The following is a 12325-nucleotide window of genomic DNA, read 5'->3' as shown; positions in this document are numbered from 1 at the left end:
CCCCCGCGATCGCCCCTCGTCGCATCGCGACCCCCTTCCGCCCTACCTAGAGCACAGGATCGCGGGCGGGGGTTGCCCGCGCCCAAGAGTGAAGGTCCCGGTCATCGACCGGGACCTTCACGCGAAGCGCTCAGAAAGCATCCGCCGGCACATAGGTCCCCCAAACCTCCCGCAGCGCACGGCTCACCTCGCCGCCCGTAGCCCGGGCGGCCAGCGCCTCCCGCATCGGGTACAGCACGTTCTCCGTGTCCGTCTCCGCCGCGCGCCGCATCGCGTCCAGCGCCTTCGTCACCGGCGCCGCGTCCCGCGAAGCGCGCAGCCGCGCCAGGCGCTCCGCTTGCTGTGCTTCGATCGCGGGGTCCACGCGCAGCGGTTCGTAGGGCTCTTCGATGTCGATCGTGTACTTGTTGACGCCGACCACCGTGCGTCGGCCGCCGTCGATCTCCTGCGTGATCTGGTACGCCGACTGCTCGATCTCGCGCTTCTGGAACCCGGCCTCGATCCCCGCGACCGCGCCGCCGTAGTCCTCGACGCGGGCCATCAGTTCCAGCGCGGCGGTTTCGAGGTCGTCGGTCATGCTCTCGATCGCGTAGCTGCCGGCCAGGGGGTCGACGGTTCTGGTGACGTCGGATTCGTAGGCGATCACCTGTTGCGTGCGCAGGGCCAGGCGGGCTGCCTTCTCGGTCGGGAGGGCGATGGCCTCGTCGAAGGAGTTGGTGTGCAGCGACTGGGTGCCGCCGAGGACCGCGCCGAGGCCTTGCAGGGCCACGCGGACCAGGTTGACCTCCGGCTGTTGGGCGGTGAGCTGGACGCCGGCGGTCTGGGTGTGGAAGCGGAGCATCTGCGATTTGGGGTTCCGGGCGCCGAATTCGTCGCGCATCACGCGGGCCCAGATGCGGCGGGCCGCGCGGAACTTCGCGATCTCCTCCAGGAGGGTGGTGCGGGCGACGAAGAAGAACGACAGGCGCGGGGCGAAGTCGTCGACTTCGAGGCCGGAAGCGACGGCGGCGCGGACGTATTCGATGCCGTTGGCGAGGGTGAAGGCGATCTCCTGCGCGGGCGTGGCTCCGGCCTCGGCCATGTGGTAGCCGCTGATGGAGATGGTGTTCCACTTGGGGATCTCGCGGTGGCAGTACTGGAAGACGTTCGACACCAGGCGCAGCGAGGGCTTCGGCGGGAAGATGTACGTCCCGCGCGCGATGTACTCCTTCAAGATGTCGTTCTGGATGGTGCCGGTCAGCCGGTTCGCCGGGACGCCCTGTTCCTCGCCGACCAGCTGGTACATCAGCAGCAGGACCGAGCCCGGGGCGTTGATCGTCATCGACGTCGACACCTCGCCCAGCGGGATCCCCTCGAACAGCACCCGCATGTCCTCGACCGAGTCGACGGCCACGCCGACCTTGCCCACCTCGCCGGCCGCGATCGGCTCGTCGGAGTCGTAGCCCATCTGCGTGGGCAGGTCGAAGGCCACCGACAGGCCCATGGTGCCGGCGTCGATCAGCTGGTGGTAGCGCCGGTTGGACTCGGCGGCGGTGCCGAAGCCGGCGTACTGGCGCATGGTCCACGGCCGGCCGGTGTACATGGTCGGGTACACGCCGCGGGTGAACGGGAACGCGCCCGGTTCCCCCAGCTTGGCCGCCGGGTCCCAGCCGGCCAGCGCGGCCGGTCCGTACACAGGCTCCAGCGGCAGGCCGGACTCGCTCAGCGATGACACCTTCGGGCTCCTTCCGGCGACGGCGGCACGGCGACGGGCTCGCGGCAGGAGGTGCCCCGGTTGGTGACGCGTCGGATCCGTGGCCTTCTGCCCGCAGGGTATGCGCTGCGGGCAGAAGCCACCATCGGACCGGCCCGGACCGGAGGCGAAAGAATCAGCGGGCGGGAAAGCCCCTCAGCCCAACTGCACCGTCTGCGCCAGCTTCTCCGCCAACTCCGTCAGCGCCCGGCCGTAGTACAACGCCTGCCAGGAAACGGTCAGCACCACCGCCGCCGAGGTCTCCGGCGGCCGGATCGCGTACACGATCGTCTCCATGACCCGCCCGACCTGGTCCTCGTCCAGCTGGGTGAGGAACTGCTGCCGGACCCGCACCGCGGGGCCCGCCGGCAGTTCCAGCGACGTCGTCTCCGGCGGCAGCAGCGCATGCGGGTGCAGCGGTCCGGCGAAGAACTCGCCGAGCTGCTTCAGGTTCAGGTCGGGCCACTGCGCGCTCGGCGCCATGTCGCTGACCTCGATCCGGGCCAGCTCGCCCGCGCTCGGGTCCGGGCAGAACGCCATGGCCATGATCTTGGGGCCGCGGGCCCGGGACTCGGCCGTGCACGCCAGAAGCATCCGCGCGAAGTCCGCGAGCTGCGCCTGCGGGGCGTCCACCGGCAGCCGGGAGCGGGCCACCGACTCCGCCCACGCCGTCATGTCGCCGGTCTCGTTGATCGGCAGGGGTATGGCGCCGGCCGGGACGCCGACGGTGACGTTCAGCTCCGTCATCGCGCTCACACCAGCCACTGGATGGTCGCGGTGATGGTGTCGAAGAGCGTCACCATCTGGTTGGCCAGCGGCTCCAGCGGGGTGCTGAACGACAGGATGATCTGCGCCTGACTGTTGGGCACCTCGAGGTGGTAGTCCAGGTGCGTGATCGGCAGGGAGTTGCCGTACTGGTTCGCCGGGTCGGGCAGTTCGCGGTAGCGGTGCCGCAGCGCCGGACCGACGGCCAGGTCCACCATGGACACGTCCTCGCCCTGCTTGGCCAGCGAGGTGCCGTGCTCGACCAGGGTCGGCAGTGGGCCGTCCTTGGGCGGCACGTACGTGGTCAGCAGGGAGCCGGACAGCATGACCTCCCCGACCTGCTGCATCGACAGGTAGAGCTCCATCCCGCCGTTGCCCCAGGCCTGGAGCGCCTGCGCCTTGAGCGCCTCGGCGAGCTGCTGCTTCAGGTGCGGGACGTCGTCCTTGCCGCGGGTCACCTGCGAGACGATGCGGTCGATCTGGCCGTCCAGCTTCGCCGGCTCCAGGACGATCCGGTTCCAGCCCTCGGGCGTCGCCAGCCGGTAGTCGCGCGGGACCGGCTGCTGCGCCGCCCCCGTGGCGTCCTCGGTCACGAAATGTTCCTTTCCGATGTCACAAGATCAAGGGCGTCTCAGGCGCGCCCATCGGTACCTCAGTGCGCTGCGGGGCCGGGCCGCCAGCCGTTCTTGCCGCGCGCCGCGCGCCAGACCCCCAGGCCCGCGCCCACCCCGCAGACCACCAGTCCGCCGACGACCAGCCCGCCGCCGAGCGCCACCGGCAGGTCGGACTTCGTGCCGGCCCAGGCCCGGGTGTGGCCGTCCGGGTCGTAGACCACGCGGTAGTGCCCGGGCGAGAGCCGGTTCCGGTCGCCCGGGTTCAGGCACGTGACCTTGGCGGTCTTCCCGTTCGGCAGCACCGCCTGGCACGAGGCCGAATCACGGCTGCCCGCGGTGACCAGGACGTCCGTGGTCACGCCCTCCTTGCCGGCCGACGACAGGTAGAAGATCGGCGCGAAATAGGCCAGCGCCAGGACCGCCAGCATCGCCCCGACGCCCAGCGGGATGTCGGCCGCCTTGTCGTACCCGAGGCCCTTGCGGTACCCGCCCTGGGTCGCGAAGGAGATCAGCAGGCCGGTGAGCACGAGCCCGACGAACAACGCCACCACGAAGTTGACGTAGATGCCCAGCACCGCGGCGAGGGCGAGATCCACGAGCAGCAGCAGGCCCACCCGGGTCCAGTGACTGGCGACCGCGCCCCCGCTCGCCCCGCCGGGGCCGTCTCCGCCCGAGAGCCGGTACGCGTTCCCCCCGGGACCCACCGGTCCGCCGCGCTCCGCGACCTCCTCCAGGTGCTCGGAGATCTCGGCCAGCATGGCGTCGTACTCGTCGGGGCTGGGGCGCTGGTTCGGCTTCTCGCCCATGCTCTGCTCGCTCATCTTCCCTAGTCGGACCGGCCTCGCGGCGATGATACGTCGATCCTCGCCGCCCGGAACAGCCTGAACCGAATGGTCGCCGGCCACCGCCGACAGGTCCCTCTGCTACCGCGGACCCCGGCGATGGCCGGCCATGTTCTCCCGGTGCGGACTCAGCCGTCGGCCAGCGCGTCGGCGTGCCAGCCGCCGTTGGACTCCCAGCTCCAGTTCAGCCCGGGGATCCCGTTCGAGCCCCACGCCGAGTGGTTCTTGGCACCGTCGAACCAGGCCTGCCCGGTGATCGGCGACAGGAAGTTGTTGTTGTCCCAGCCCCAGCCGCTGGAGTTCGCCAGGTTGACGGTGCCCAGGCCCAGCGGGATGGTCTGGCTGGCCAGCCACGGCACGGCCGAGCCCCAGGCCTTCATCGCGAACGGCGAGTCGGCGGCGCCCTTCAGGGCGTTGACGACCTCCAGACCGCTGGCGCCCTGCCGGACGCCGGTCCACAGCTTCGCCACGTCGCCCAGGCCGGTCGGGGTGAAGTTCTTGGCCGCCTTGATCGCGTCCATCCCGTCCATCAGCTTCATGCCGCCGCGCAGCGAGGAGGACATGTCCCAGGCGTCGGAGAAGTCGGCGCCGGCCGAGGCCAGGGCGCGGGCGTCCTTCAGCGTGTCGGCGGCCTCGGCCCCCTTGGCCAGCACCTCGGCGCCCTTGGCGCCTTCGCCCAGCACCCGGCCGGCGCCGAAGGACAGGCAGCCCAGGGCGTCGATGCCGACGTCCAGCCAGGTTCCCTTGCCGTCCAAGGCCGAGATGGTGTCACACCCCAGTGCCACCAAGCCGGTTATCAGCGAGATCGTTCCCAGCAGCAGGCCCAGCGCCTGCAGGCCCGGGATGAACGAGCAGATCAGGGCCAGCACGCCGCACACCGCGGAGATCGCGCCGGCGATGTGCCCGACCTCGGCGATCACGTCGCCGACGAAGTTCCAGAAGCCCGAGGGGTCCTTCAGACCGTCGTGGTCGATCACGTGGCGGATCGCCGAGGCGACCGCCTTGCCCTCGGCGTCGCGCAGGCTGATCGCGGAGTCGATGTCGCGCCCGGCCTGCGACACGTCGGAGTCCGCCTGCTGCTTCTGGCCGGTCAGCTTGGTCATCGCCGGGTCCGGCTGGCCCGCCGGCGCCGGGTGCGGGTTCGCCGCTGCCGCCTGGTTCGCGGTGGTGATCTGCTTCTGGGCGTTGCTGGACTCCGAGTCCGCGGTCTTGCCGCGGTTCAGCGCGTCCACGACCTTCACCTGGGCCAGCTCCAAAGTGGAGGCCCACTCGGTGCCGCTGCCCCAGTTCATGTCGCTCTTGGCGCTGGAGGCGCGGACCGTGGTGCCCAGCGCCTTGGCCGCCTCGTCATAACGGTTGTAGACCTTCGACAGGTTGTCGGCGGCGTCGCCGATCTGTTCCTGGAAGGCCCGCCCGGAGTCGGAGTCGAAGCCGTGGCCGTCGATCAGGCCGCGCAGGTTGTTCACCTGCTGCGTGATCATGTCGGCGGCCTGGCGCAGCTGCCGGCCCAGGCTCGCCACCTGCGTGGGGTCGCCGGGGATCAGGTCGCCCTGGTTGTAGCGGGCGCCCTGCCAGTCGAAGGTCTGCCAGTCGTGGCCGCTCATCCCTTGCCACCCCCGCTGGACATCGCCTTGGTGATGACGTCGGCCAGCTTGGCGTCGGTGCCGTCCCAGGCCTGCGCCGCCCCCGTGGCGCCCTTCGACAGCTTGTCCAGCTCGCCGACGACGTTGGCCTTCTTCTTCGACCAGTCCGACGCGAAGTCGTGCAGGGCGTCCGCCACGTCGCCGGAGCCCATGTCACCGCCGACGCCGTCGACGATGTTGCTCGCGTTGTTGAAGTCGTCGCGCAGTTTCCCCAGCGCTGTCCCCATATCGGCGAGCATGTGGGTATCGATCTTTATGTGATCGGCCATCCCCGTCCCCTGTATCCGTAGGCCTTTATTCAGACGCGCAGCCTGCCAGGAACGGAAGGAGGCTGCAAGCTGTTCGACAGATCCTCGAATACCCGACCGGCAGATCAAGCGGTCCAGGGCGTCGGTGCGGGCCTCAGGCGTACCGCACCGGCAAAGACTTGATCCCGTTGATCCAGGCCGACCGCAGCCGCCGGGCCGGGCCGTCCGACCCCAGCCCGGGCGCCAGCTCGGCCAGCGCCTCGAACATCAGGTTGATCTCCATCTTCGCCAGGTTGGCGCCCAGACAGTAGTGCGGCCCGCCGCCGCCGAAGCCCAGGTGCGGGTTGGGGTCGCGGGAGATGTCGAAGGTGTGCGGGTCGCCGATCACGGTCTCGTCGTAGTTCGCGGACGAGTACAGCATCACCACCCGCTGCCCGGCCGCGACCTCGACGTCGCCGACCGAGGTGTCGGCCAGCGCGGTGCGCTGGAAGGAGATGATCGGCGTCGCCCAGCGGACGATCTCGTCCGCGGCGGTCTTGGGCCGCTCCTTCTTATAGAGCTCCCACTGCGCGGGGTTGTCGAAGAAGGCCTGCATGCCGTGCGTAATAGCGTTGCGCGTGGTCTCGTTGCCGGCCACCACCAGCATCACCACGAAGAAGCCGAACTCGTCGTCGTTCAGCTTGCCGAAGCCGTCGCCGCGGTCGGCCTGGATGAGCTTGGTGACGATGTCGTCCTCGGGGTGCTCGTGCCGCTTCGCCGCCAGCTCCATCGCGTACACCAGCAGTTCGATGGAGGCGTTCTTGCCGTCCTCCTCGCTGACGTTCAGGTCCGGATCGTCGTAGCCGGTCATCGTGTTCGACCACTCGAACAGCTTCCAGCGGTCCTCCTGCGGGACGCCGATCAGGTCGGCGATCGCCTGCAGCGGCAGCTCGCCGGCCAGGTCCGTGACGAAGTTCCCGCTTCCGCGCTGCACCGCCTCCGAGACGATCCGCCGCGTGCGCTCCTTCAGCACCGACTCCAGCGCGTTGATCGAGCGCGGGGTGAACCCGCGCTGCACGATGTTCCGCATCTTGGTGTGGTCCGGGGCGTCGGCGTTCAGCATGATGACCTTCTGCATGTCGAGGTCGTCGCGCGTCACGTTGGGGCCGAAGCGCACCAGCGCGGTGTTCGGCGAGGAGCCGAACAGCTCCGGGTGGGTGGAGACGTACTTGACGTCGGCGTGGCGCGAGGCCACCCAGTACCCGTCGTCGCCGAACGGCTGCCGGGAGTCCGGGGTGGCGCACCACCACAGCCGCGAGGTGCGCCGCAACTCGGCGAACTCCTCGAACGGCATCCGCTCCTCGTACAGGTCGGGGTCGGTGAAGTCCCGGGCGGCCGGGATCGCGGGCTTGGTCGGGACAGACATGCGGGCGCCTCCCAGCCGAGGATTCTGACGGGTTGTCAGATACCGGTCGAAGGGCACGGTAATAACGTGTTCTAGTTTTCGCAATACCCATCGGACCTGTACCCGTTACCACGGCCAACCTGCGCCATTCGCGACGTATTTAAGCCAACGAAGTCGTTGGCAAATCCCTCACAAGGCCTAACCCTCCTCTAATGGAGTCCAGGCCCTGAGGGGTTGGTCACACTCGGCTTGCGAGTCCGTTTTGTCCACTTGATGATCGTTAGCATGACCGCTGGCATCGAAGCCTGTCCGCACTCCATGACTGCTGCGCACGGTAACGGTAGCCGTCTCGTCAGCAACTTCACCTGAGAGGCTGGGCATGGCAAGCGGAGCTCAGGGTGCTAAAGGCACCCTCTACCGCGGCCGGGAAGGCATGTGGAGCTGGGTCGCGCAACGCGTCACCGGCGTCCTCCTGTTCTTCTTCCTGTTCGCACACGTGCTCGACACGGCGCTGGTCCGCGTCAGTCCGCACACGTACAACCAGGTCATCGGCACGTACAAGAACCCGGTGGTGAACCTCCTCGAGGTGGGCCTGGTCGGCGCCGTCATGTTCCACGCTTTCAACGGTCTGCGGATCATCGCGATCGACTTCTGGAGCAAGGGCCCGAAGTACCAGCGCCAGCTGCTCTGGGTGGTCGTCGGTCTGTGGGCGGTGCTGATGCTCGGCTTCCTGGAGCCGATGATGCAGCACACCTTCCACGAGTGGTTCGGGTGGTGACCGGCTGATGAGCACGCACGTCTCTTTGGAACCGCCGCGGACCGGCAACCCCGGCCGCTCCCAGCGCTACCGCAGCCGCAAGGGCCCGGGCAAGGTCACCCGGGGCAACTTCGAGCTCTACTCCTGGCTGTTCATGCGGGCCTCCGGGGTCCTGCTGGTCTTCCTGGTCCTGGGCCACCTGTTCATCATGATGGTCACCGACGGCGGCGTGGAGAAGATCGGCTTCGCCTTCGTGGCCGGCCGCTGGGCCTCCCCGTGGTGGCAGTTCTGGGACCTGATGCAGCTGTGGCTGGCGATGATCCACGGCACCAACGGCATGCGCACCGTCATCAACGACTACGCCGACAAGGACCGCACCCGGGCGATCCTCAAGGGCCTGCTGTACACGGCCGCCGTGCTGACGGTCGCGCTCGGCACCCTGGTCATCTTCACGTTCGACCCGAGTATCAAGGGCTAGGCGAGCGCATGGCACCCCAGATCCACACTTACGACACCATCATCGTCGGCGCCGGCGGCGCGGGCATGCGCGCGGCGCTGGAGTCCTCCAAGCGCAGCCGCACGGCGGTGCTGACGAAGCTGTACCCGACGCGCTCGCACACCGGCGCGGCGCAGGGCGGCATGTGCGCCGCGCTGGCCAACGTCGAGGACGACAACTGGGAATGGCACACCTATGACACGGTGAAGGGCGGCGACTACCTGGTCGACCAGGACGCCGCCGAGATCATGTGCAAGGAGGCCATCGACGCCGTCCTGGACCTGGAGAAGATGGGCCTGCCCTTCTCCCGGACCCCCGAGGGCAAGATCGACCAGCGGCGCTTCGGCGGCCACACCAAGGAGCACGGCAAGGCGCCGGTGCACCGGTCCTGCTTCGCCGCCGACCGCACCGGGCACATGATCCTGCAGACGCTGTATCAGAACTGCGTCAAGCAGGAAGTCGAGTTCTACAACGAGTTCTACGTCCTGGACCTGCTGCTGCACGAAGAGGCGGACGGCACCAAGTACGCCGCCGGCGTGGTGGCGCTGGAACTGGCCACCGGCGAGATCCACATCTTCCGCGGCAAGGCCGTGATCCTGGCCACCGGCGGCTTCGGCAAGGTCTTCAAGACCACCTCGAACGCCCACACCCTGACCGGCGACGGCATGGGCATCACGTGGCGCCGCGGGCTGCCGCTGGAGGACATGGAGTTCTACCAGTTCCACCCGACCGGCCTGGCCGGCCTGGGCATCCTGCTCACCGAGGGCGCCCGCGGCGAGGGCGGCATCCTGCGCAACGCCGACGGCGAGCGGTTCATGGAGCGCTACGCCCCGACCATCAAGGACCTGGCACCGCGGGACATCGTCGCGCGCTCCATGGTCCTGGAGGTCCGCGACGGCCGCGGCGCGGGTCCCAACAAGGACTACGTCTACCTGGACCTGACGCACTTGCCGGCCGCGCAGATCGAGGAGAAGCTGCCGGACATCACCGAGTTCGCCCGCACCTACCTCGGCGTGGAGCCGACCACGGAGCTGGTCCCGGTGTACCCGACCGCGCACTACGCGATGGGCGGCGTGCCGACCAACGTCCTCGGCGAGGTGCTGGCCGACAACGACACCGTCGTCAAGGGCATGTACGCGGCCGGCGAGGTGGCCTGCGTGTCGGTCCACGGCTCCAACCGGCTGGGCACCAACTCGCTGCTGGACATCAACGTCTTCGGCCGCCGGGCCGGCATCAACGCCGCCGAGTACACCGTCGGCGCCGAGCTCAAGCCGCTGCCGGCCGAGCCGGAGCAGGCCGTGGTGTCGATGGTGGAGGGGCTGCGCAACTCCACCGGCCACGAGCGGGTGGCGCAGATCCGCTCGGAACTGCAGGCCACGATGGACTCCAACGCCGGCGTGTACCGCAACGACGAGACACTGGCCCAGGCCGAGAAGGACGTCAAGGAACTGCAACGCCGCTACCGCGACGTCGCGGTCCAGGACAAGGGCCGGCGCTTCAACACCGACCTGCTGGAGGCCGTGGAGCTGGGCTTCCTGCTGGACCTGGCCGAGATCCTGGTCCTCGGCGCCCGCAACCGCACCGAGTCCCGCGGCGCCCAGGCCCGCGAGGACTACCCGACGCGGGACGACGTGAACTGGCAGAAGCACACGATGGCCTACCGGGAGAAGGACGGCGAGGGCGGATACAAGATCCGCCTGGACTACAAGCCCGTCATCGTGACCCGCTACCAGCCGACGGAGCGTAAGTACTGATGAGCACCGCCACCGTGCAAGAGCACGTAGAGACGTCGGCCTCCGGCAAGGCCGGCATCGAGATGATGACCATCACGGTCCGCATCCGGCGCTACAACCCCGAGGTCGACGCCGCCCCGCACTGGGTGGACTACCAGGTCACCGCCGACCCGACGGCCCGCATCCTGGACTCACTCCACAAAATCAAGTGGGAACAGGACGGCTCCCTGACCTTCCGCCGCTCCTGCGCCCACGGCGTCTGCGGCTCGGACGCGATGCGGATCAACGGCAAGAACCGGCTGGCGTGCAAGGCCCTGGTGAAGGACCTGAACCCGACCAAGCCGATCACCGTCGAACCGATCCAGGGCCTGCCGGTCCTGAAGGACCTCGTGGTCGACATGGAGCCCTTCTTCCAGGCCTACCGCGACGTCAAGCCCTTCCTCATAGCCCACGGCAACGAACCCACCCGCGAGCGCATCCAGTCCCAAAAGGACCGCGACCGCTTCGACGACACCACCAAGTGCATCCTGTGCGCGGCCTGCACCACCTCCTGCCCGGTGTTCTGGGCCGACGGCCAGTACTTCGGCCCGGCGGCGATCGTCAACGCCCACCGCTTCATCTTCGACTCCCGCGACGACGGGGCCAACGAGCGACTGGAGATCCTGAACGACCGCGAAGGCGTCTGGCGCTGCCGCACCACCTTCAACTGCACCGAGGCCTGCCCCCGCGGAATCCAGATCACCCAGGCCATCGCCGAGGTGAAGCGGGCCCTGATCACCCGCCGAGTGATCTGACCCGATTTCCCCCGAAGACCCGCTGGGAGTGATTCCGGCGGGTCTTCCCCTTTTGCGGGCACCACGCGAGGCACGCTGGGCAGTGCTCCACGTCGGCCGAGCCACGGCCGACGGCACCTGCCTCGAAGGAACCCACGATGCGCCGACTCGCCGCTGCTACAACCAATGCCGCTGCCGCTACTGCCACCGCCGCCGCCGCCGCCGCGACTGTCACTGTCGCCGTCGCCGTCACCACGCTCCTGGCCGGGGCCGCACTCGTCGCCGGGACGGCCGCCGCGCAGGCCGCCACGACCGTGTCCACGTCCCCGATCTCGGTCCCGATGATCCCCTCCCCGATGATCCCGGCGCCGATGGCTCCCTCGCAGATGATCCCGGCGCCGATGACCCCAGCCCCCGCGCCCGGCACGCTGAACCCGGGCGGCTTCGCCATCCACCTGCTCGGCGGCCTACACCTGAAGCGCGTGGACACCACGACCGGCCAGACCCACACCGGCTACCTGCTGTGCACCTCCACCACCTCCGGCAGCGCAGCCCCGGTGATCCACGGAGTCGGCGGCGTGAAGGACCCCACCTCGGCCTGCGCGGAGCTGGCCGAGGTCAACGGCGACTTCGACGCGCTGGCCGTCCACCCGACCTGGATGGCACCGTCGTTCGTGGCGCCGGTGGCTGTGCAGGCGGCCGGGACTTGGGAGGGTGCGAAGGTCGCTTGGAGCCACCAGTACTCGAACAGCGGGGTGCTGGTTAGGACGACGGGGGATGTGTTCGCGTTCTGAGGCTGGCGGTCGGCTGTTGCCGGGGGGGCAGCGGCGACGGTGATGACAGTTGCGGGTGATTCGGGGTGCGGGTCTTCTGGGGGGCTGGGGTTTGCGGCCCGGGTTGCAGTTAGCTTTTGGGCCTTAAATGCTTTTTACGCCTTCGGTCATAGTTGTGCTGGTTCGGGGTTCGGGGTGGTGGGTGTGTTTGTCGGCTGCCGGTTTCCGTGTTCACAACCCCGCCCCACCTCAGGCCTCTTCAACTCCAGCAAGTCAGAGCAAGGACACAGGCCAGATCAAGAGCAAGATCAACGGCACAGGCAAGATCAAGAGCTGAAGGTCAAGGTCAAGGTCAAGAGCTGTGATGAAGGGCCGGGCCTCCGGCGGGCCTCGGCAACCTCAGGGAAACTAGCGCGGTTCCCTCGGGTGGCTGGGTGAGTCTCAGCGGCGGCGGTTTGTGGGGTGGTGCGGTCCGTTCCCCTCGGTCGCGTCGTCAGCCCGGGGGGTACAGCACCGGTGTCCGGGGGTAAAGTCCGCGCGCGGCGGACATGCAGGTAGGCGGCGG

The 12325-nt window shown here is 68.8% G+C and carries 12 protein-coding genes; 5 read left to right on the top strand and 7 right to left on the bottom strand.

What is annotated here, in order from left to right:
* Positions 1–130: 130 nt before the first annotated feature.
* The 7 genes from KGQ19_RS43185 to KGQ19_RS43155 form a co-directional block, all read right to left on the bottom strand.
* Entirely contained in the window at positions 131–1714 is a 1584-nt protein-coding gene (locus KGQ19_RS43185; RefSeq protein ID WP_212020469.1) for an acyl-CoA mutase large subunit family protein, read from the bottom strand.
* A 174-nt stretch (positions 1715–1888) separates the two neighbouring features.
* Positions 1889–2488 carry a hypothetical protein gene (locus tag KGQ19_RS43180; protein ID WP_212020467.1) on the bottom strand — a complete coding sequence of 200 codons (600 nt, stop codon included), beginning with the start codon at positions 2486–2488 and terminating at the stop codon, positions 1889–1891.
* The gene (locus KGQ19_RS43175) at positions 2485–3090 is read right to left on the bottom strand and encodes a hypothetical protein (RefSeq protein ID WP_212020465.1); all 606 of its coding nucleotides are present in this window, start codon (positions 3088–3090) and stop codon (positions 2485–2487) included. The genes KGQ19_RS43180 and KGQ19_RS43175 overlap by 4 nt, the downstream gene beginning before the upstream one ends.
* 59 nt (positions 3091–3149) lie before the next feature.
* A complete protein-coding gene (locus KGQ19_RS43170) occupies positions 3150–3932 on the bottom strand; it encodes a hypothetical protein (protein WP_212020463.1) in 783 nt (260 codons plus the stop codon).
* A gap of 149 nt (positions 3933–4081) precedes the next feature.
* Positions 4082–5557 carry a WXG100 family type VII secretion target gene (locus tag KGQ19_RS43165; RefSeq protein WP_212020461.1) on the bottom strand — a complete coding sequence of 492 codons (1476 nt, stop codon included), beginning with the start codon at positions 5555–5557 and terminating at the stop codon, positions 4082–4084.
* On the bottom strand, positions 5554–5865 hold the full coding sequence (locus KGQ19_RS43160; protein WP_212020459.1) for a hypothetical protein: 312 nt from the start codon (positions 5863–5865) through the stop codon (positions 5554–5556). The genes KGQ19_RS43165 and KGQ19_RS43160 overlap by 4 nt, the downstream gene beginning before the upstream one ends.
* A gap of 133 nt (positions 5866–5998) precedes the next feature.
* Positions 5999–7249 carry a cytochrome P450 gene (locus KGQ19_RS43155; RefSeq protein WP_212020457.1) on the bottom strand — a complete coding sequence of 417 codons (1251 nt, stop codon included), beginning with the start codon at positions 7247–7249 and terminating at the stop codon, positions 5999–6001.
* A 358-nt stretch (positions 7250–7607) separates the two neighbouring features.
* Between KGQ19_RS43155 and sdhC the strand changes: the two genes are divergently transcribed.
* The 5 genes from sdhC (at position 7608) to KGQ19_RS43130 (ending at position 11781) form a co-directional block, all read left to right on the top strand.
* Positions 7608–8006, top strand: a complete 399-nt coding sequence (sdhC, locus tag KGQ19_RS43150; protein WP_212020455.1) for a succinate dehydrogenase, cytochrome b556 subunit — start codon at positions 7608–7610, stop codon at positions 8004–8006.
* A gap of 7 nt (positions 8007–8013) precedes the next feature.
* Entirely contained in the window at positions 8014–8463 is a 450-nt protein-coding gene (locus tag KGQ19_RS43145) for a succinate dehydrogenase hydrophobic membrane anchor subunit (protein WP_194926872.1), read from the top strand.
* 8 nt (positions 8464–8471) lie between these two features.
* On the top strand, positions 8472–10235 hold the full coding sequence (gene sdhA / locus KGQ19_RS43140) for a succinate dehydrogenase flavoprotein subunit (RefSeq protein WP_212020453.1): 1764 nt from the start codon (positions 8472–8474) through the stop codon (positions 10233–10235).
* Entirely contained in the window at positions 10235–11008 is a 774-nt protein-coding gene (locus tag KGQ19_RS43135) for a succinate dehydrogenase iron-sulfur subunit (protein WP_194898202.1), read from the top strand. Before sdhA ends, KGQ19_RS43135 begins: the two co-directional genes overlap by 1 nt.
* A gap of 137 nt (positions 11009–11145) precedes the next feature.
* Positions 11146–11781, top strand: a complete 636-nt coding sequence (locus tag KGQ19_RS43130; protein WP_212020451.1) for an SSI family serine proteinase inhibitor — start codon at positions 11146–11148, stop codon at positions 11779–11781.
* Positions 11782–12325: the final 544 nt, after the last annotated feature.

Origin of the sequence: Catenulispora pinistramenti, from assembly GCF_018274385.1 — a bacterium.
Lineage (GTDB): Bacteria > Actinomycetota > Actinomycetes > Streptomycetales > Catenulisporaceae > Catenulispora > Catenulispora pinistramenti.
This window is presented reverse-complemented; position numbering and strand designations above follow the sequence as displayed.